Genomic DNA, 17,695 nt, shown 5'->3' on the forward strand with positions numbered 1-17,695 from the left:
ACCTACCACCCCTCCAGCACGATCTTGCCGCGCGACTTGCCGCTCTCCAAAAGCGCGTGCGCGCGCTTGAGATTGGCCGCGTTGATCGTGCCGAAGGTCTGGTCGAGCGTGGTACGCAAGACGCCCTTGTCGATGAGGTCGGCGACGTCGTTCAGCAGATGATGTTGCGCGATCATATCGGCGGTCTGGAACGAGGAGCGCGTGAACATCGATTCCCAATGCACCGAGATGGCCTTGCCCTTGAACGCACTCATGGTGAATTCCGGCGGATCGTCGATCAGGCCGAACTTGCCCTGCGGCGCCATCAAATCGGCGATGCTCTTGTAGTGCTGGTCGGTGAAGGTGAGGCTCGCCACCAGCGCGACTGGCGGCAGCTTGAGCTTCTCGATCTGCTCCTTCATCGGTTGGCCGTGGTCGATTACTGCATGCGCGCCGAGATCGAGGCACCATTTTTGCGATTCCGGCCGCGTTGCGGTTGCAACCACGGTCAGCCCGGTGAGGCGGCGAGCGAGCTGGATCAGGATCGAGCCGACGCCGCCGGCGCCGCCCGTGATCAGCAGCGTACGTGGATCGACACTCTTGCCGGGCACCGCACCCAGCCGGTCGAACAACAGCTCCCAGGCGGTGATGGAGGTGAGGGGAAGGGCGGCTGCCTGCGCGAACGACAGGCTCTTCGGTTTATTGCCGACGATGCGCTCGTCAACGAGATGGAATTCGGAATTGGTGCCCTGGCGCAGGATCGAGCCGGCGTAAAATACTTCGTCGCCCGGCTTGAACAAGGTGACGTCGGGACCGACGGCGTCGACCACGCCGGCCGCGTCATAGCCCAGAATCTTCGTCTCGCCCTCGGGCGGAGCGGCGCGCTTGCGCACCTTGTAATCGACCGGATTGGCCGAGATCGCCTTCACGGCGACGCGGATGTCGCGGCCGCCGGGCTCGGGCTTTGCGGTCTCGAAATCGATCAGCGCGTCCTGATCCTCGATCGGAAGCGATTTCTTGTAGCCGACGGCCTTCATGGCTTGTCTCCTTCAGATAGCGTTGCAGATGCTGGGTCCCGGGTTCGCGTTTTCGCGTACCCCGGGACGACAGGCGATACCTAGAACGCGAACTGCGTCCGCATGGCGACCGCATCGAACTTCGAGCCGACATCGGCGGTCGAGACCGGCGAGGCCTGCCTCGACACCGTGCCATGCAGATAGTCCAGCATGAAACGGACGTTGCCGTTGACATACCAGTTCAGCGCCGCCGTGTAGACGGTCTGCCGGCCGCCTGCGATGCCGGTGGCGGTCCCGAGCTGATCGTTGAGGTCGATCGTGGAGAAGCGTCCCGCGACTTCCCACGCGCCCCAGCCGCCGCCCTCGAGCGAGAACGGGTGCGCCGGCTTGACGCCGCCATAGGCCGCATTCGCCGCATTATAGCTGCGACCCTCGCCAGTCAGCACGTAGCCGGCCTGCGCGTAGCCGCCCTGGAATTTGAGGCTCGGCGCACCCAGCGGCGGCAGGCCGGTATTGGCGCTGCGATCGATGTTGTACCAGAAATACTCGCCTTGCAGGATCAGCGGTCCATAGGTGGCGGCGGCTTCGACGCTGTAGACCTGCGCGCCGGAGGCATTGGCGATCGCGCCGGTCGTAGCCAGCGCCGTGGGATCGATGCGCAGTTCCGGACGATCGGTCAGCGTCACCGTCTGTGCACCCGTCACCAGATTGCGCGTCGGCTGGATCAGCCATTCGGCATTGCCCCCGAGATGGACCGAGTAGTCTTTGCCGCTGACGACTTGGCCGGCGACACGCGCGACCGCGCCGTATTGTTCCGTGGCGCCGTTCGGCGCAACGCTCGACGCTGAGTGGATCGCACCGGTGGCGGGGCCGGTGACATAGGCGCCGACCCAGAACTCGTCGTTGTACCAGCGCGTGCCGACCGCCGAACGGAAGTCGCCCGCGGCGATGCTCGTGGCGACGATCCCCGCCGAGGCGCGCTCCATGAACATGATGTCGTTGGAGCTCGTGGCCTCATCGAGCGTGTAGGGCAGGTCCATGATGCCGCCTTCGATGGCCATCTTGCCGCCGAACGGTTTCAGGCCGGTATAGCTGAGATAGGCGTTCTCGACGCCAGAGACGCCGCCGCCGGGCAGCGAACCCGGAGCTGCGCCGCCAAACCCGTCGGAAGAGCCCCCGAAGTCGTAGACCAGCGCGAAATTCCAGTCGTGGAAGAACTTGCCGGCGACACCGATGCGCGCGCGGCGGACGTTCTCGCCGCTGTCGAGCTTTTGCGGCACGGTTGCCGCCGTGTTGGGCCGATAGTCATAGCCGCCGACATCCCAATGCACGCGGCTTGTGATCCCGACGCAGTTAGCCCCATCGGCAGTGCAGATGGTCGGTCGGTTGTTCGGCATTGTCACGACGACGCCGGATGCGGGCGCCGGTCCCTTGAGCGGGATCGCCGCTTTGGCGTTGGCGACGGCGGCCTTCGCTTCGGAACGCGCTTCGGCTTTTGCCTCCGCCTTCGCCTCAAGCCTGGCCTTCGCTGTGGCCGCAGTATTCGCGGCGGTCTGGCTCTGGAGCTTGTCGAGCTTCTGCTCCAGCATCTTCAGCTGCTGCTTCAGGAGCGCGATCTCCTGGTCGCTGCTGCTCGCCGATTGGGCCCGGGCCTGCGAGGCTGCCAGTGCGGCGGCGAGACCCATCGCCGTGGCTGCAATTCTTGTCCTGCTCACGTCATGACTCCATCGTTTGACGAACTTCCCCAAGTCGCTGGCGGAGAGCCTAGGTGTGATCGATGACTACCCCGCGACGCTGCGGCCGGTTGCGCGGTTCCCACTGGTGTAAATTCGCCGCAACCGAATCCGCCTTGCGCCACCATGCAAGATGACGCACATCGTGCCAATCGGCAGCCCCGGCAAATTGCGATTTCGCACGCGGAGCTTGCAGGCCGGCCACACCGAAAGGCCCCTGAATATGCCGCCGGGCGCCCTTCTAATGAGGGGCGAACGCGCCTATATTCCGGCGTCTTTTCCAAGAGGTAGGAATGTTTCGATCGACCTGGACCGCCGTCGTCACGGCACTGTGCATAGCCTTTTCGGCCAACTTCAATCCGGCCGCCGCGCAGGACCGCCGTGTGCCGTCCTCGCCCGCCGAACTGCGGCTGTCCTATGCGCCGATCGTGCAGCGGGTGCAGCCGGCGGTTGTCAACGTCTATGCCGCCAAGGTGGTGCAGAACCGCAACCCGCTGCTCGACGACCCCATATTCCGCCGCTTCTTCGGCGTGCCCGGCCAGCAGCAGGAGCAGGTGCAGCGCTCGCTCGGTTCGGGCGTGATCGTCGATGCGTCGGGGCTCGTTGTCACCAACGTCCACGTCATCGAAGGCGCCGACCAGGTCAAGGTGTCGCTGTCGGACAAGCGTGAGTTCGAGGCCGAGATCGTGCTGAAGGACTCTCGCAGCGATCTGGCCGTGCTGCGTTTGAAGGACACCAAGGAGAAGTTTCCGGCTCTCGAATTCACCAATTCGGACGAACTGCTGGTAGGCGACGTCGTGATGGCGATCGGCAATCCCTTCGGCGTCGGCCAGACCGTGACTCACGGCATCATCTCGGCCTTGGCACGCACGCAGGTCGGTATCACCGACTACCAGTTCTTCATCCAGACCGACGCGGCGATCAATCCTGGCAATTCCGGCGGCGCGTTGGTCGACATGAACGGCAGGCTCGCGGGCATCAACACCGCGATCTATTCGCGCTCCGGCGGCTCGCAGGGCATCGGCTTCGCGATCCCCGCCAACATGGTGCGCGTCGTCGTCGCCTCCGCCAAGGGTGGCGGCAAGGCGGTCAAGCGGCCCTGGTTAGGGGCGAAATTGCAGGCGGTGACGCCGGAGATCGCCGAGAGTCTCGGCCTGCGTTCGCCGACCGGTGCGCTGGTCGCAAGCGTCGTCCCGAACGGGCCGGCGGCCAAGGCCGGGCTGAAATCCTCCGACCTGATCGTCTCGATCGACGGCCAGACCGTGGATGATCCCAACGCTTTCGACTATCGCTTCGCCACACGGCCGCTCGGCGGCACGGCGCAGATCGACGTGCAGCGCGGCGGCAAGCCGGTCAAGCTGACGGTGGCGCTGGACGCCGCGCCCGATGCCGGCCGCAACGAGCTCGTCATCACCGCGCGCTCGCCTCTCCAGGGCGCGAAGGTCTCGACCATCACCCCGGCGCTTGCCGACGAGCTGCATCTGGACGCCGATACCGAAGGCGTCGTGGTCACCGATCTCGGCGGCGACAGCGCGGCCGCGAATGTCGGCTTCCAGAAGGGCGACGTCATCCTGGCGGTCAACAACCAGAAGATCAGCAAGACCAGCGATCTCGAAAAGGCGGCGGCCGAGCGCCAGCGCATCTGGCGCATCACGCTGGTGCGTGGCGGCCAGCAGATCAACGTCACGCTGGGCGGATGAGTCCGAAGCGACCACAGGAGACGCCAACCCTCTTCGCCGCGGCGGGGCTCGATCACGAGGCTCCGCATCCGCTGCCGGATCGGCTGCGGCCGCGCGCGCTCTCGGAGGTCGTCGGCCAGGATCACATCCTGGGTCCAGACGGCGCGCTGACGCGCATGCTGGAGACGCGCACGCTGGGCTCGCTGGTGTTCTGGGGCCCGCCCGGCACCGGCAAGACCACGGTGGCGCGGCTGCTCGCGGACGCCACCGATCTGCATTTCGAGCAGATCTCCGCGGTGTTCTCCGGCGTCGCCGATTTGAAGAAGGCCTTTGAGGCGGCGCGTGCACGCCGCGAGATGGGCAAGGGCACGCTGCTGTTCGTCGACGAGGTGCATCGCTTCAACCGGGCCCAGCAGGATTCGTTTCTGCCCGTCATGGAAGACGGCACGGTGGTGATGGTCGGCGCCACCACCGAAAATCCGTCCTTCGAACTCAACGCGGCGCTTCTGTCCCGGGCGCGCGTGCTGGTGTTTCGCTCGCTCGACGCGGCCGCGATCGAAAAACTGTTTGCGCATGCCGAGGAGGTCGAGGGCCGCAAGCTGCCGCTCGACGAGGAAGCGCGCGCCGTGCTGGTGCGCATGGCCGATGGCGACGGCCGCGCGTCGCTGACGCTCGTCGAGGAAGTCTGGCGCGCCGCGCGCAAGGACGAGATTTTCGACGCCGCGCAGTTGCAGGAAATATTGCAGCGTCGCGCGCCCATCTACGACAAGTCGGCCGACGGCCATTACAATTTGATCTCGGCGCTGCATAAGTCGGTGCGAGGCTCCGATCCCGATGCCGCGCTGTATTATCTCGCGCGCATGCTCGATGCCGGCGAGGACCCGCTGTTTCTGGCCCGTCGTGTCGTGCGCATGGCGGTCGAGGATATCGGGCTTGCCGATCCGCAGGCGCTGGTCATCGCCAACGCAGCCAAGGACACCTTCGACTTCCTCGGTCATCCCGAGGGCGAGCTCGCGATCGCGCAAGCCGTGGTCTATCTCGCCACCGCGCCGAAATCGAATGCCGTCTACACCGCCTTCGGCAAGGCGATGCAGGTCGCAAAGCAGGCCGGCTCGCTGTTGCCGCCGAAACATATCCTCAACTCGCCGACCAAGCTGATGAAGTCGGAAGGCTACGGCGCATCTTACGAATACGACCATGACGCCCCCGACGCCTTCTCCGGCCAGGATTACTTCCCGGAAGCGCTGGGCCGCCAGACCTTCTACGACCCGCCCGACCGCGGGTTCGAGCGGGAGATCAGGAAGCGGCTGGATTATTGGGCGAAGTTGCGGAAGGAGCGGGGTGGGAAGTAGGTTCTGCAGCACCCAGAAGGCGCTTGCATTTACGTGCCAAAAATGACACACATTCGCAGCCGAATGATCGATCGCACGAAGAAGCTTCCAGCGAGATTCTACGTTAGCTCGACAGGTCGGAATCCTGTTCGCGAGTGGATATTGGATTTGCCTTCTGAAGATCGACGAACTGTCGGGAAGGATATTCAGAAAGTCGAATTCGGTTGGCCGATCGGACGCCCGCATTGCGCCCCGCTAGGGGAGGGATTGTGGGAAGTTCGAAGCGATCTCGGTAGCAACCGGATTGCGCGAGTGATCTTCTGTCTGGAAGACGGTCAGATGATCCTGCTTCACGGCTTTATCAAGAAAACGCAGAAGGCGCCAAAGCAGGATATTGACCTTGCGCTAAAGCGCAGGCGAGAGGTGACGTGATGACGAAAAGCAAATCGCACGTGAGCAAAGAAACGTTCGACGAGTTTCTTACCGAGCAAGGTATACTTGGGACTTGTGAGGAGCGTGCTCTCAAGGAGCTCATCGCTGAGCAATTGACGGAGGCGATGAAGACGCAGGGAATCACGAAGACGGCGATGGCCGAACGCATGAAGACCAGTCGTCGTCAGCTCGATCGGCTCCTTGATCCCGCGACCCCCTCGGTGACGCTGGATACACTGCAGCGCGCCGCAAGTGCGGTTGGCCGTACACTACGAGTCGAGTTGGTATGACTTCGCTCGTGCCAGGCGCCGTCTTGATGAACCTGCAACAGCGAGATGACCTGCGGCTGGCGGAGAAGCAGATTGGCGCGGAAGTCGCGTCACTGCACCGGCGCGCCGATACACGGTCGACACGAACGTTTGGAAAAACCGCATGAGCCGCCGCATCAAGAGAATGAACCCAAAACCTCGCGAGCGCGATGAGCGCAAGGAGGCGCGCCCGTTCAAGGCGCGCAGCGCGAAACCTGCTGGGCTGCGGCCGGGCGGCAAGCCGGGCACGAAGCCGCCGCGCTTCGCGAGTGAGCGCGTCGAGCGGCGCGCGCCCAAAGCCGAACCGGAAAAGGCTGCGCCGGCAAAGCCTCCCGTCGAGGCATTGCTGCCGACCAAGGTGCAGACCGTCAAGGTGACGGCCGACGAGAACAACATGCGCGTCGATCGCTTCCTTGAAGCCCACTTTCCCGGCCTGTCGTTCTCCCACATCCAGCGCGTCGTTCGTAAAGGCGAGCTGCGCGTCGACGGCAAGCGCGTCGACAGCAAGGACCGCCTGGAGGAGGGCCAGAGCGTCCGGATTCCGCCGCTGAAGCTCGACACGCCGAAGGCACCCAACCCGCAGTCAGAGGCGGCGCAAAAGACGCTTGCCGCGCTGAAGGAGATGACGATCTACGAGGATGACGACGTTCTCGTGCTGAACAAGCCGGCCGGACTGGCCGTGCAGGGCGGCTCGGGCATGACGCGACACATCGACCAGATGCTGGAGGTGATGCGCGATTCCAAGGGCCAGAAGCCGCGCCTCGTGCACCGCATCGACAGGGAGACGTCGGGCTGTCTCCTGGTCGCCAAGACCCGCTTTGCCGCCTCGCATCTCACCGGTGCGTTCCGTTCGCGGTCGGCGCGAAAAACCTATTGGGCGCTGGTGCCGGGCCTACCGAAGCCGAAGCAGGGCCGCATCTCGACCTTCCTCGCGAAAGAGGAGAGCGAGGACGACACCATCATGCGCATCGCCCAGCATGGCGATGAGGGCGCAAGCCACGCGGTGACCTACTATGCGGTGGTCGAGACCGCCGGCAACAAGCTGACTTGGGTGTCGCTGAAGCCGGTGACCGGGCGCACCCACCAGCTGCGCGCCCACATGGAACATATCGGCCACCCCATCGTCGGCGATCCCAAATATTTCAACATCGAGAACTGGCAATTGCCGGGCGGCCTGCAAAACCGGCTGCATCTGCTCGCGCGCCGTATCGTCATCCCGCATCCGCGCGGGGGCTTCATCGATGCCACCGCGCCGCTGCCGCAGCACATGCAGCAGTCGTGGAACCTGCTCGGACTCGATGCAACGAGATTTGATCCGATCGAGAATGCGCCTGAAGAGTAGTTGAAAGGGCGGCAGGGGAAGGGCAGGGACCGGAACGAGATGCGCGAATTGTTTGATGAAGCTGCGGGGCGATCCCCGCTTGATCCGCAGGAATTGGTCCGCCAGGCCGCGCGCGTGCCGTTGCGCAAGCGCTTCTACAAGGAGGTGAGGGTGGCCGAGGCTGAGGGCGGTTTTGCCATCATGCTCGACGGCAAGGCGATCCGCACGCCGTCCGGCCGCCACGTGATCATCCCTTCGCGCGCGCTGGCCGACGCAGTGGCTGCGGAGTGGGCAGATCAGGACGAGACGATCAAGCCCATGACCATGCCGCTGACGCGGATCGCCAACAGCGTGGTCGAGGGCGTCGTCGACCGCGTCGATCTCGTCAGCGACGACCTCGCAAAGTATCTTCAGTCCGATCTGCTGTTCTATCGCGCCGGCCATCCCGAGGGGCTTGTCGCCCGCGAAGCCGCGCATTGGGATCCCGTGCTGTTCTGGGCCGCGGAGACGCTGGGGGCGCACTTCATCCTGTCCGAAGGCATCATGCATGTGAGGCAGCCGGATGAGGCGCTCCAGGCCGCGCGTGCGGCGCTGCCAGGGGACGCCTGGTCGGTCGCCGCCCTCCACGTGATCACCACCCTGACCGGCTCGGCGCTGCTGGCGCTGGCGCTGGCCCATGGCGTGCGCGACGCCGACCAGGTCTGGGCGGCAGCCTATGTCGATGAGGACTGGAACGCCGAGAAATGGGGCGTGGACGAGGAAGCCGCCGGCCGCCGCGCCGCCCGCCTGCGGGATTTCGAGGCTGCCGTGGCGGTTTTGGCCGCTGTGAAGCCGCCTGCGGCCAAAGGTCCTTAACGAGAGGTTTACGAGGGCGGCCTTAGGGTGGGGCCAGCGTTCCCCGGGCCCCTACGATGCCGACGCCGATAAGCTCGATTCTTCCCGTCAGTGCCGCCAGCCCCGTTGCTGACGCGGCGACGCCCGATCTTGTGCTGCAGGCCGGCAGCGTGGTCGACGCGCGAGTGGTCAGCGTGCTCGCCGATAATCTGGTGCGGATCGCGATCGCCAACCTCTCGATGGATGTGATGTCAGAGGTGGCGCTGACACCAGGCCAAAATCTCCAGCTTGCGGTGTCGCAGAACGGCGGCACCATCCGGCTCGCCGTCATGGGCGGGGCAGGCGAGGCGGCCGCCGATCAGGTCACGTTGACGCCGGCTGCGGCCTCGCTGGTGGACAGCCCGCCGCTAGTGCCGTCAGTGGGCGCGGCCCGCAATGCCCTCACACCGACCGAGCAGGTCGCCGTCACAGAAGCCTCGGCCGAGGCCGTGACGAAGCAAGGCAGCCAGGCGCCGCTGTTCGCCAATCTGGCCGCGGTCGTCACCGGCAGCGATCTTCCGGCGGGGCTGAAGCAGGCGATGCTGGGCGTGCTGGCGCAGCAGACGCCGCTCAACACCGGACTCGAAGGCGGCGACATCGAGTCCGCTTTCCAGAAGTCCGGGCTGCTCCTCGAAGCCTCGCTCGCCGCAGGCGCGACTCCGTCCTCCGGAACGATGCCGGATTTGAAAGCCGCGCTGCTGGTGCTGCGCCAGACGCTGACGACGCTCGAGGCCACCGCGCCACAGGCGCAAGGTGCCGCCCTTCCAGTTGGCACCGTGGCGACACCGCAGGTCGCTGCCGCGCAGACGCAGGCTGCACAGGCCGCAACGCCGTCAACCGAACCCGGGATCGCCCAACCGCCGCGTAGCGCCAATCTCGCAGCCTCTGTGTTGGCGGACGCCGCTGGCGGCGCGCCGCAGGCCGCGATGCCGCGGACCATGACCGCAGGCCTTGCCGCGAGCCTCCTGCAAGAGATCACGCAAGATCTGCCGCGCATGACGGGTAATTTGCCGGGCTCGAACAAGGCCGTGCCCGACGGACATGTTTTTGAAGCCGCGGCGCGCGCAACGCCACCGCCGGTTCGCGGCGCATTGCCGTCGCCGCAATCGATTGCCTCGCCGTCACTCGTACCGGACACACCACTCTCTGCGACCGTGCATCGCCTGCTCGACGACACCGATGCCGCCCTCGCGCGGCAGACCTTGCTCCAGGTCGCTTCGCTCCCCGATCGCACCGACGCCAGCGGTCATAGGATCGATCCGACTGTGCCGCAGTGGAATTTCGAGATTCCGTTCGCAACGCCGCAGGGCACTGCAATGGCGCAGTTCGAGATCTCGCGCGACGGCGGCAATGAATCCGCCGATCCCGCCAGGCGCGCCTGGCGTGCGCGCTTTACACTCAATGTCGAGCCAGCCGGCCCCGTGCACGCTTTGATTACGCTGAACGGTGACAAGACCTTCGTGCGGATGTGGGCGGAGCGGCCGACGACCGCACAGCAGCTTCGCGCCGGAATCGGCGAGCTCAACCAGGCACTGACCAGGGCCGAGCTCAAGCCCGGCGACATCCTGGTCCGCGATGGCACCCCGCCGCAGCCCACTCCGGCCCGCGCCGGCCACTTCCTGGATCGCGCCACATGAGCGATCCGTCGAAGCTTGCGATTGCGCTCCATTACGAGAAGGGCAGCAACGCGCCGGTCGTCGTCGCCAAGGGCAAGGGCACCATCGGCGAAAAAATCGTCGAGATCGCCAAGGCCAACGACATCCCGATCGAGGAGAACGAGATCCTGGCCGGCGCGCTCTCCAAGGTCGAGCTCGGCGAGGAGATCCCGCCCGACCTCTACAAGGCCGTCGCCGAAGTGCTGGTGTTCGTGCTGCGGCTGTCGGGCAGGCGGTAGAGTATGATCCGGACCCGAAGGGCCGCGTTAGCGCAAAGTGTGCAGCGGTTTTCCGAAGAGATCATGCTCGAGAAATAACCTGTCATCGTTTCACCACGATAGCGGCTGCATGGTCGCGGCCAACTCTATCGCGTAACGGACATCGCCAGTGCTCACCCGCCGTTCCACCCTCGGCCTTCTCGCCGCAGCTGCCGCTTTGCCAGCGCGTGCATTCGCCCATGTCGCGCCGCCGCGCAACGAGATCCGTGACAGCCTCGCAAAGCGCTTCACCGACCTCGGCACGGCCGGGACATTTGTCGGCTACAAGGTCGAGGACTATCTGGTCGTCGCCAGCGACAAGGAGCGTTCGGGCGAGGCGAAGCTGCCGGCTTCGACCTTCAAGATTCCGAACTCGCTGATCGCGCTCGAAACTGGCGTCGTCACTGACCCCGACAAGGACGTATTTCCTTGGGATGGCGTGAAGCGTCCGATCGAGGCCTGGAACAAGGACCACACGCTGCGCAGCGCGATTCTCGTCAGCGCGGTGCCGGTCTATCAGGAGATCGCACGCCGGATCGGACAAGAGCGCATGCAGAAGTATGTCGATCTGTTCGACTACGGCAATCGCGACATCGGCGGCGGCATCGACCAGTTCTGGCTCACCGGCGCCTTGCGCATCGATCCGGTCGAGCAGGTCGATTTCGTCGACAGGCTGCGCCGCCGCGCGCTGCCGATTTCGAAGCGCAGTCAGGATCTTGTCGCTGACATCCTGCCGGTGACCAAGGTCGGCGATAGCGTCATTCGCGCCAAGTCCGGGCTGCTTGGCGCCGAGCGCGGCGAGCCGTCGCTGGGCTGGATGGTGGGCTGGGCCGAGAAGGGCGAAGCGCACACCGTGTTCGCGCTCAATATGGACTGCAAGGAGCCGCGTCTGGTCGGCGAGCGCATGCCCCTGACGCAAGCCTGCCTTGCCGAGATCGGCGCGATCTAGCGCTATCACGCTGGTGTTGCTCGACTAGCATCCCCCGGTCAAGAAAAACCGGGAGGACAACATGAACTCAACGCCACTCTGGCTGTCGTCGCTCACACTCGCCGCGGCGGGCGGCTGGCTCGCCGCCACGATGTTTGCAGCGCCCGCCACCAGCAAGGAGCCGCGCTTTCCGCAGCTCACCATGGACCAGCTCGACGCCAAGCAGAAACCGCTCGGCGAGCAGATCATGAAGGTCTCGAGCGTCGGCATCGGCGGTCCCTACAATCCGATGATCCGCAGCCCGGTGCTCGGCCAGCGCCTGTTCGACCTGTTCCACTATCTGCGCTGGGAGACCTCGGTCCCGACAAAACTCAACGAGTTCGCGATCCTGATCATCGGGCGGCAATGGCGTTCCCAGGTGGAGTGGTACGCCCATGCGCCGCTCGCGGCGAAGGCGGGTCTGTCGCCCGAGATCATCGCGGAGCTCAAGGCGAATAAGCGGCCTGCGAACATGGCCGAGGACGAGGCCGTCGTGTACGACTTCGTCACCGAGCTCACCACGACGAAGAAGATCGGCGACGAAACCTATGCGCGCGCGAAGAAGGTCTTCAACGACCAGCAGATTGTCGACCTCACCGCAGTCGCCGGCAATTACGTGATGGTCGCGATGCTGCTGGCAATGGCGGAGGAGACCGTGCCGCCGGACAAGCAGGAGCCGTTCAAGCCGGGCGAGCCGTAGCCTCCGTCATTGCGAGGAGCCCTTGCGACGACGCAATCCAGATTGCCTCCGCGTCGAGATTCTGGATTGCTTCGCTTCGCTCGAAATGACGGAGTATGTGGCGCCGACGCCGGCTCCCAAGGCCGAGCTGCTTCCCAGCGCTACCCCAGCTTGAACAGCGCCTGCAAAAACTCCTCCACGGCCTTGCGCGACTCGGCGGCAGTGGCTGGATTGCCGCCGACATGCGGATTGAGCTCGACGCAAGCGTCCTGGTAGGTGAACGGCGCTTTCGTATCGGCGTTCATCAGCACGCCGCCGTCGCCTTCGCGGATCTGGCAGTTGCGCACCGTCTGCGCACCCGCGGACACGGCGACGGTACCGACGCCGAGCAGCCCACTGTCGAAGCCGTGCGCGCTGTCCGGGTATTCGGTCAGCACCACGTCGCGGCCGGCCGTCTTGAGTCGCTCGACGAAAGCCTTGCAGCTCTTGACGGGATTGTAGTCGTCGGGCGTGCCGTGGAAAATGCGGATCGGGCGCGCGGCGATGTCCGTGTCGTTCTGATAGGTCGTGGAGCAGTCGGGATAGAAGGGAATGTAGGCGGCGAACTGGATGCCGGACTTGTTCCAGAGCTTGTGGAAGCGGTTGAGGCTCGCATAGAGCGTCGCCTGTCCGCCGCGTGAGAAGCCCATCAGCACGATGCGATCAGGATCGACGCGGGGATGTTTTGCGAGGATCTCCAGCGAGCGGTAGATGTCGATGACGAGGTTGAGCCTGCCGAGCAGGGCCTGGTTCGGCCCCACCACCGTCAGCCCGCGGCCGGTAAAGCCGTCGATCACGAAAGTCGAGATGCCCATGGCGTTGAACGCGTGCACCCAGGCCTCGGTCGTGGCGCCGACGCCGCTCGAGCCGTGCATCAGCACCACGACGGGGAGCTTTCCGCTGCCTTGCGCGACGCGCAGTTCGCCGGCGACCGTCACCGGCTTTCCGGCCGCGGCATCACCGCTGAGGAACTGCTGGTCGGAGAGGGTGAGCGAGGGGATCGGGGGCGCGGGTGGCGACTTCCCTGGGAAGCGATTGTGCGTTGGCGCCCATGCCGACGAACAGCGTTGAAATGCAGAGCGCCATGGCGACGCGGAATGCCGTCGGCATCGGATCCTCCCCCGTGATTTTCAGTGAGTAGAACAACAGGCCTGCGCGCTGTCAAATTGACGCAAGCCGGCGGTTCGCCTCAGGCGGGATCGGCCTTCTTCACCGTCAGCGCCTGGTCGATCGCAAAACCGCCAATCTCGCTCATCGCCTGCGAGATGACGTCGCCCTTGCGGGCAAAGCCGGCGGAGAGGAAATCGAACTGGGTGCGCGCCAGCCGCAGCACCTCGATCGGCACGGAGATTGCGGTCTCGTTGAAGCTGTCGACCGAGGCGTGCAGCGTCTCCAGCTCGCTTGTGAGCTGGCCGATATGGCTCTCGGCCTGCTGCATCAGGCCGAGCAGGTTGCCGCGCTCGGCATCGAATGTTGCGCGCTCGGCCGCCGCGGCCGCGGTGACCTCGGCAAGCTGGCTGCGCAGCGCGTCAATTTGCTTGACCACGGCGTCGGACGCCATCTCACCGGCCTCGCGCAGCTCGCGGTTGCGCGTGTTCTCTTCGTGCTCCCGGTGATAGAGGCGTTCCGCCGACATCGCCCGTTGCGTCAGCGACTCGATCAGCGCGGCCGCGCGCAACAGCATCTCGCCGTTCCGCCCCGACACCATGCTGGCCATGCGGCGCAGGAAGTCGGTGGTTTCGGACGATGGGTTCGGCGGCAGTGGAACGACCGTCGCGGACATGAGGTGATGCTTGCAGCCGGAAATGATGACCGCCGCCGTACCGACTGAGCTCACGCAACATTCGGCGCCTGATCGCAAGCCTGGAGCAAGCCTGAATCGCCGCGCCCGGTCAACCGGGCAGGGCCAGATTTGCAACTGCGTCAGGTATCCTTCTGCCGGCCGATCCGGCCGAGATGGGTGAAGCCGAACCCGGCCGAATATTTCAGGCCATAGCCCAGCGCCCGGTCGATGCCGATATGGGCGAGCCAGATCAAGGCGATGGACAGGGTGAGCGGCGAGGCGAGGCCGAAGCCGAGCGTCAGCAGCGCGACCGGCGCCATGTAGCTGTGGGCGGCGTTGTAGACCATCGCGCCGAGTTTGGCGTCCGACAGGTATGCCAGGAAGCTGAGATCGGGGACGAAGAACAGCAGTGCGAACACCAGCCATGAGCCGTCCCAGGCCCAGTAGAGCATCACCATCCCCACAAACAGGGTCAGGCCCTCCAGCCGCAGCAGGATGTTGACGCCGCCCGTCGCCGCGCCGGTCTCGGCCGCTCCTTCGGTCATGCTCGTCTCCCAGGCAAAACTTTGAAATTCCTTGCGCTTTCCCGCTGCGGCAAGGCAGCCCTGCGGGACCGAAAGCCGCTTCCCGGCCCGCAAAATGCCGTGTTAGAACCCCCGGCAATCGCATTTAGGCTAAGAACTGGCGGGAGCAAATGAAGAATATCCTGGACGCCCTTGAAGACCGTCGCGCCGGCGCAAAGCTCGGCGGCGGCGAGAAGCGCATCGAGGCGCAGCACGCCCGCGGCAAGCTGACCGCGCGCGAGCGCATCGAACTCTTGCTCGACAAGGGATCGTTCGAGGAATTCGACATGTTCGTCGAGCACCGCTCCACCGAGTTCGGCATGGAGAAGAACAAGGTGCCCGGCGACGGCGTCGTCACCGGCTGGGGCACCGTCAACGGCCGCAAGACGTTTGTCTTCGCCAAGGACTTCACCGTGTTCGGCGGATCGCTGTCGGAAACGCACGCGCTGAAGATCACAAAGCTCCAGGACATGGCGATGAAGGCGCGGGCGCCCATCATCGGCCTTTATGACGCCGGTGGCGCCCGCATCCAGGAGGGCGTCGCGGCGCTCGCCGGCTATTCCTACGTGTTCCGTCGCAACGTGCTTGCCTCCGGCGTGATCCCGCAGATCTCCGTCATCATGGGCCCCTGCGCCGGCGGCGACGTCTATTCGCCGGCGATGACCGACTTCATCTTCATGGTGAAGAACACCAGCTACATGTTTGTCACCGGCCCGGACGTGGTGAAGACCGTCACCAACGAGGTCGTCACGGCGGAAGAGCTCGGCGGCGCCTCGGTGCACGCCACGCGCTCCTCGATCGCCGACGGCGCCTTCGAGAACGACGTCGAGACGCTGTTGCAGATGCGGCGCCTGATCGACTTCCTGCCATCCAACAACACGGACGGCGTGCCGGAATGGCCGAGTTTCGACGACATCGGCCGGGTCGACATGTCGCTCGACACGCTGATCCCCGACAATCCGAACAAGCCCTACGACATGAAGGAGCTGATCCTGAAGGTCGTGGACGAGGGCGACTTCTTCGAGATCGCGGACGCCTTTGCCAAGAACATCGTCACCGGCTTCGGCCGCATCGCCGGCCGCACCGTCGGCTTCGTCGCCAACCAGCCGATGGTGCTCGCCGGCGTGCTCGACAGCGACGCTTCTCGGAAGGCGGCGCGCTTCGTCCGCTTCTGCGATGCCTTCAACATCCCGATCGTCACCTTCGTCGACGTGCCGGGCTTCCTGCCGGGCACCGCGCAGGAATATGGCGGCCTGATCAAGCATGGCGCCAAGCTCTTGTTCGCGTACTCGCAGTGCACAGTGCCGCTGGTCACCATCATCACCCGCAAGGCCTATGGCGGCGCCTTCGACGTCATGGCCTCCAAGGAGATCGGTGCCGACATGAACTATGCCTGGCCGACCGCCCAGATCGCGGTGATGGGCGCCAAGGGCGCGGTCGAAATCATCTTCCGCGCCGACATCGGCGACCCCGACAAGATCGCCGCGCGCACCAAGGAATACGAAGACCGCTTCCTCTCCCCCTTCATCGCCGCCGAGCGCGGCTACATCGACGACGTCATCATGCCGCACTCGACCCGCAAGCGCATCGCGCGGGCGCTGTCGATGCTGAAAGACAAGAAGGTGGAAACGCCGGCGAAGAAGCACGACAATTTGCCGTTGTGAGCGCGAGGCGTAGCCCGGATGAGCGTAGCGACATCCGGGTTTTCTATCCAAGTCCCGCATGTCGCTTCGCTCATGCGGGCTACCGATTCTGTTTCTGAGTTGGCATCCTCGATCCAAATCCAATGACCGACAGCGATCCGACCGACGAGATATCCGACATCGAAGCGCGTATCGAGGCTTTGGCCGAGATCGCCGAGCGATGCCGGAAGTACATCCTGGCATCAAAGCTCGCCATCGGCGGCGGCGCTGCGCTGTTGCTGATCACGATCCTCGGCTTGCTCGGGATGGGCCAGACCGCCGCGCTCGGCTCGATCGCTCTGGTGCTCGGCGGAATTGTCTCGCTTGGCTCGAACGTCAGCACGTTGCGGCAGACGGAGAGCGCGATCGGTGATGCGGAGGCGCTTCGGTCTCAACTGATCAGCCGCATCGACCTTCGCGTGGTCGCCGATACGCCGATGAAGCTCGTGTAACCGAGCAGCCTTACGCCGCAGCCCTGCGCGACAGCACCTGCAGCTCCTCGCGGCATTCGGCTGCGAACGCCTGAAGCTGCTCCGCGGTTTGCCGGTCGAGGATCGCCTTTGCCAGCCGTTCGGCGCGGGCAAGCTGGTCTCTGAGATATGCGATGCGGGCCATGTGTCACCTTCCGCAGGGTTGATTTGATGGCCGTGACCCTACGGCCATCGCCGGATTCATTATGTGAGGCACGTCACACCTCACGCGGGTGCGGCGTCAGCGGGTCGCGTCCGCCGCAGCGAAATGCGCCATCTGGTCTGCGTGGGCCTTGGCGAAGGCCGGGCGGGCGGTGGCGCGCGCGACGTAGGCGCGGCAGGCGGGACTGTCCGCGAGCCCATCGAACTGATCGACGACGCGCAGCACGTCCGACATCAGGATGTCGGCGACGGAGAACGTGCCTGCCAGCCATTCGCGGTTGGCCAGCACCGCCTCCATGTGCTTGAGGCGGAGTTTTAGGAAGTCGTCGACGAATTTCCACGCGGCCGTATCGCTCGGATGGCCCATGAACTTTGACATCGTCCAGGGCAGGCTCGCCATCTCCACCGAGTTGAGCGCGGCGAACAGCCATTCCGTGACCTCGTTGCGGCCGCGCGGATCTGATGGCATCAGCTTCGCGCTGAGGCCGCCGAGATGCAGCAGGATCGCGCCGCTCTCGAAGATCGAGAGATCGCCGTCGGTCAGCCACGGCACCTGCCCGAACGGCTGGTGCGCAAGATGCTCGGCGCCGCGCCCGTCGAACGGCGCGCTCGCGACGCGATAGGGCAATGCGGCCTCTTCGAGCGCCCAGCGCACCCGAAGGTCGCGCACGAAACCGCGCGGGGGCGGGGGAACCCAGTCGAAGGTGGTGAGCGTGAGGTTGGGCATGTGGTGTCTCCGTCTGCTGTTCGGGCATAGGACGGGCGA

At 65.1% G+C, this 17,695-nt stretch carries 18 protein-coding genes and 1 pseudogene; 12 read left to right on the forward strand and 7 right to left on the reverse strand.

Translation table 11 applies throughout. From position 1 onward, the window contains the following. Positions 1–2 precede the first annotated feature (2 nt). Both IVB40_RS14770 and IVB40_RS14775 read right to left on the reverse strand, forming a co-directional pair. Positions 3–1,016: a zinc-binding alcohol dehydrogenase family protein gene (locus tag IVB40_RS14770; RefSeq protein WP_247819183.1), complete on the reverse strand. Its 1,014-nt coding sequence runs from the start codon at positions 1,014–1,016 to the stop codon at positions 3–5. Between the two features lie 80 nt (positions 1,017–1,096). Continuing rightward, positions 1,097–2,710 carry an OprO/OprP family phosphate-selective porin gene (locus IVB40_RS14775; protein WP_247819184.1) on the reverse strand — a complete coding sequence of 538 codons (1,614 nt, stop codon included), beginning with the start codon at positions 2,708–2,710 and terminating at the stop codon, positions 1,097–1,099. A 311-nt stretch (positions 2,711–3,021) separates the two neighbouring features. Between IVB40_RS14775 and IVB40_RS14780 the strand changes: the two genes are divergently transcribed. The 10 genes from IVB40_RS14780 (at position 3,022) to IVB40_RS14825 (ending at position 12,251) form a co-directional block, all read left to right on the forward strand. Then, on the forward strand, positions 3,022–4,428 hold the full coding sequence (locus tag IVB40_RS14780) for a DegQ family serine endoprotease (protein WP_027567482.1): 1,407 nt from the start codon (positions 3,022–3,024) through the stop codon (positions 4,426–4,428). Then, positions 4,425–5,759, forward strand: a complete 1,335-nt coding sequence (locus tag IVB40_RS14785; RefSeq protein ID WP_247819185.1) for a replication-associated recombination protein A — start codon at positions 4,425–4,427, stop codon at positions 5,757–5,759. Before IVB40_RS14780 ends, IVB40_RS14785 begins: the two co-directional genes overlap by 4 nt. 63 nt (positions 5,760–5,822) lie before the next feature. Further along, a complete protein-coding gene (locus IVB40_RS14790; protein WP_247287017.1) occupies positions 5,823–6,170 on the forward strand; it encodes a type II toxin-antitoxin system RelE/ParE family toxin in 348 nt (115 codons plus the stop codon). Further along, complete coding sequence (locus IVB40_RS14795) at positions 6,170–6,460, forward strand: helix-turn-helix domain-containing protein (protein WP_247819186.1); 291 nt, start codon at positions 6,170–6,172, stop codon at positions 6,458–6,460. The genes IVB40_RS14790 and IVB40_RS14795 overlap by 1 nt, the downstream gene beginning before the upstream one ends. A 142-nt stretch (positions 6,461–6,602) precedes the next feature. Beyond that, the gene (locus tag IVB40_RS14800; RefSeq protein WP_247819187.1) at positions 6,603–7,820 is read left to right on the forward strand and encodes an RluA family pseudouridine synthase; all 1,218 of its coding nucleotides are present in this window, start codon (positions 6,603–6,605) and stop codon (positions 7,818–7,820) included. Positions 7,821–7,859: 39 nt separating this feature from the next. Then, positions 7,860–8,654 (forward strand): ATP12 family protein, encoded by a 795-nt coding sequence (locus IVB40_RS14805; RefSeq protein ID WP_247819188.1) that lies wholly within the window; start codon positions 7,860–7,862, stop codon positions 8,652–8,654. Positions 8,655–8,710: 56 nt separating this feature from the next. Next, entirely contained in the window at positions 8,711–10,309 is a 1,599-nt protein-coding gene (locus tag IVB40_RS14810) for a flagellar hook-length control protein FliK (protein ID WP_247819189.1), read from the forward strand. After that, a complete protein-coding gene (locus tag IVB40_RS14815) occupies positions 10,306–10,566 on the forward strand; it encodes an EscU/YscU/HrcU family type III secretion system export apparatus switch protein (RefSeq protein WP_007603059.1) in 261 nt (86 codons plus the stop codon). The genes IVB40_RS14810 and IVB40_RS14815 overlap by 4 nt, the downstream gene beginning before the upstream one ends. 148 nt (positions 10,567–10,714) lie before the next feature. Continuing rightward, positions 10,715–11,533: a penicillin-binding transpeptidase domain-containing protein gene (locus tag IVB40_RS14820; RefSeq protein WP_027567477.1), complete on the forward strand. Its 819-nt coding sequence runs from the start codon at positions 10,715–10,717 to the stop codon at positions 11,531–11,533. 61 nt (positions 11,534–11,594) lie between these two features. After that, complete coding sequence (locus IVB40_RS14825) at positions 11,595–12,251, forward strand: hypothetical protein (RefSeq protein WP_027567476.1); 657 nt, start codon at positions 11,595–11,597, stop codon at positions 12,249–12,251. A 140-nt stretch (positions 12,252–12,391) separates the two neighbouring features. On the opposite strand, the pseudogene IVB40_RS14830 reads toward IVB40_RS14825, so the two are convergent. The 3 genes and pseudogenes from IVB40_RS14830 to IVB40_RS14840 all read right to left on the reverse strand — a co-directional run bounded on the left by IVB40_RS14830 (position 12,392) and on the right by IVB40_RS14840 (position 14,597). Next, positions 12,392–13,379 (reverse strand): annotated as a pseudogene (locus IVB40_RS14830) (dienelactone hydrolase family protein). Between the two features lie 79 nt (positions 13,380–13,458). Then, positions 13,459–14,052: a hypothetical protein gene (locus tag IVB40_RS14835; RefSeq protein ID WP_027567474.1), complete on the reverse strand. Its 594-nt coding sequence runs from the start codon at positions 14,050–14,052 to the stop codon at positions 13,459–13,461. A 140-nt stretch (positions 14,053–14,192) separates the two neighbouring features. Further along, the gene (locus IVB40_RS14840) at positions 14,193–14,597 is read right to left on the reverse strand and encodes a DUF4260 domain-containing protein (RefSeq protein WP_027567473.1); all 405 of its coding nucleotides are present in this window, start codon (positions 14,595–14,597) and stop codon (positions 14,193–14,195) included. A gap of 149 nt (positions 14,598–14,746) precedes the next feature. Between IVB40_RS14840 and IVB40_RS14845 the strand changes: the two genes are divergently transcribed. Both IVB40_RS14845 and IVB40_RS14850 read left to right on the forward strand, forming a co-directional pair. After that, complete coding sequence (locus IVB40_RS14845; RefSeq protein WP_007603066.1) at positions 14,747–16,279, forward strand: acyl-CoA carboxylase subunit beta; 1,533 nt, start codon at positions 14,747–14,749, stop codon at positions 16,277–16,279. Between the two features lie 122 nt (positions 16,280–16,401). Next, the gene (locus IVB40_RS14850; protein WP_027567472.1) at positions 16,402–16,749 is read left to right on the forward strand and encodes a hypothetical protein; all 348 of its coding nucleotides are present in this window, start codon (positions 16,402–16,404) and stop codon (positions 16,747–16,749) included. Positions 16,750–16,759: 10 nt separating this feature from the next. Here the strand turns inward: IVB40_RS14850 and IVB40_RS14855 are convergent, their stop codons facing one another. Both IVB40_RS14855 and IVB40_RS14860 read right to left on the reverse strand, forming a co-directional pair. Then, complete coding sequence (locus IVB40_RS14855; RefSeq protein ID WP_018456483.1) at positions 16,760–16,912, reverse strand: hypothetical protein; 153 nt, start codon at positions 16,910–16,912, stop codon at positions 16,760–16,762. A gap of 96 nt (positions 16,913–17,008) precedes the next feature. Continuing rightward, positions 17,009–17,656 (reverse strand): glutathione S-transferase family protein, encoded by a 648-nt coding sequence (locus tag IVB40_RS14860; RefSeq protein WP_247287006.1) that lies wholly within the window; start codon positions 17,654–17,656, stop codon positions 17,009–17,011. Positions 17,657–17,695 lie beyond the last annotated feature (39 nt).

The organism is Bradyrhizobium sp. 40, from assembly GCF_023100925.1.
Taxonomy (GTDB): domain Bacteria; phylum Pseudomonadota; class Alphaproteobacteria; order Rhizobiales; family Xanthobacteraceae; genus Bradyrhizobium.

Coding starts and splice junctions, on each gene's coding strand:
- IVB40_RS14790 (WP_247287017.1), top strand. CDS start 5,823: ATGATCGATCGCACGAAGAAGCTTCCAGCGAGATTCTACGTTAGCTCG.
- IVB40_RS14805 (WP_247819188.1), top strand. CDS start 7,860: ATGCGCGAATTGTTTGATGAAGCTGCGGGGCGATCCCCGCTTGATCCG.
- IVB40_RS14770 (WP_247819183.1), bottom strand. CDS start 1,016: ATGAAGGCCGTCGGCTACAAGAAATCGCTTCCGATCGAGGATCAGGAC.
- IVB40_RS14785 (WP_247819185.1), top strand. CDS start 4,425: ATGAGTCCGAAGCGACCACAGGAGACGCCAACCCTCTTCGCCGCGGCG.
- IVB40_RS14795 (WP_247819186.1), top strand. CDS start 6,170: ATGACGAAAAGCAAATCGCACGTGAGCAAAGAAACGTTCGACGAGTTT.
- IVB40_RS14840 (WP_027567473.1), bottom strand. CDS start 14,597: ATGACCGAAGGAGCGGCCGAGACCGGCGCGGCGACGGGCGGCGTCAAC.
- IVB40_RS14815 (WP_007603059.1), top strand. CDS start 10,306: ATGAGCGATCCGTCGAAGCTTGCGATTGCGCTCCATTACGAGAAGGGC.
- IVB40_RS14780 (WP_027567482.1), top strand. CDS start 3,022: ATGTTTCGATCGACCTGGACCGCCGTCGTCACGGCACTGTGCATAGCC.
- IVB40_RS14860 (WP_247287006.1), bottom strand. CDS start 17,656: ATGCCCAACCTCACGCTCACCACCTTCGACTGGGTTCCCCCGCCCCCG.
- IVB40_RS14845 (WP_007603066.1), top strand. CDS start 14,747: ATGAAGAATATCCTGGACGCCCTTGAAGACCGTCGCGCCGGCGCAAAG.
- IVB40_RS14800 (WP_247819187.1), top strand. CDS start 6,603: ATGAGCCGCCGCATCAAGAGAATGAACCCAAAACCTCGCGAGCGCGAT.
- IVB40_RS14855 (WP_018456483.1), bottom strand. CDS start 16,912: ATGGCCCGCATCGCATATCTCAGAGACCAGCTTGCCCGCGCCGAACGG.
- IVB40_RS14825 (WP_027567476.1), top strand. CDS start 11,595: ATGAACTCAACGCCACTCTGGCTGTCGTCGCTCACACTCGCCGCGGCG.
- IVB40_RS14835 (WP_027567474.1), bottom strand. CDS start 14,052: ATGTCCGCGACGGTCGTTCCACTGCCGCCGAACCCATCGTCCGAAACC.
- IVB40_RS14850 (WP_027567472.1), top strand. CDS start 16,402: ATGACCGACAGCGATCCGACCGACGAGATATCCGACATCGAAGCGCGT.
- IVB40_RS14810 (WP_247819189.1), top strand. CDS start 8,711: ATGCCGACGCCGATAAGCTCGATTCTTCCCGTCAGTGCCGCCAGCCCC.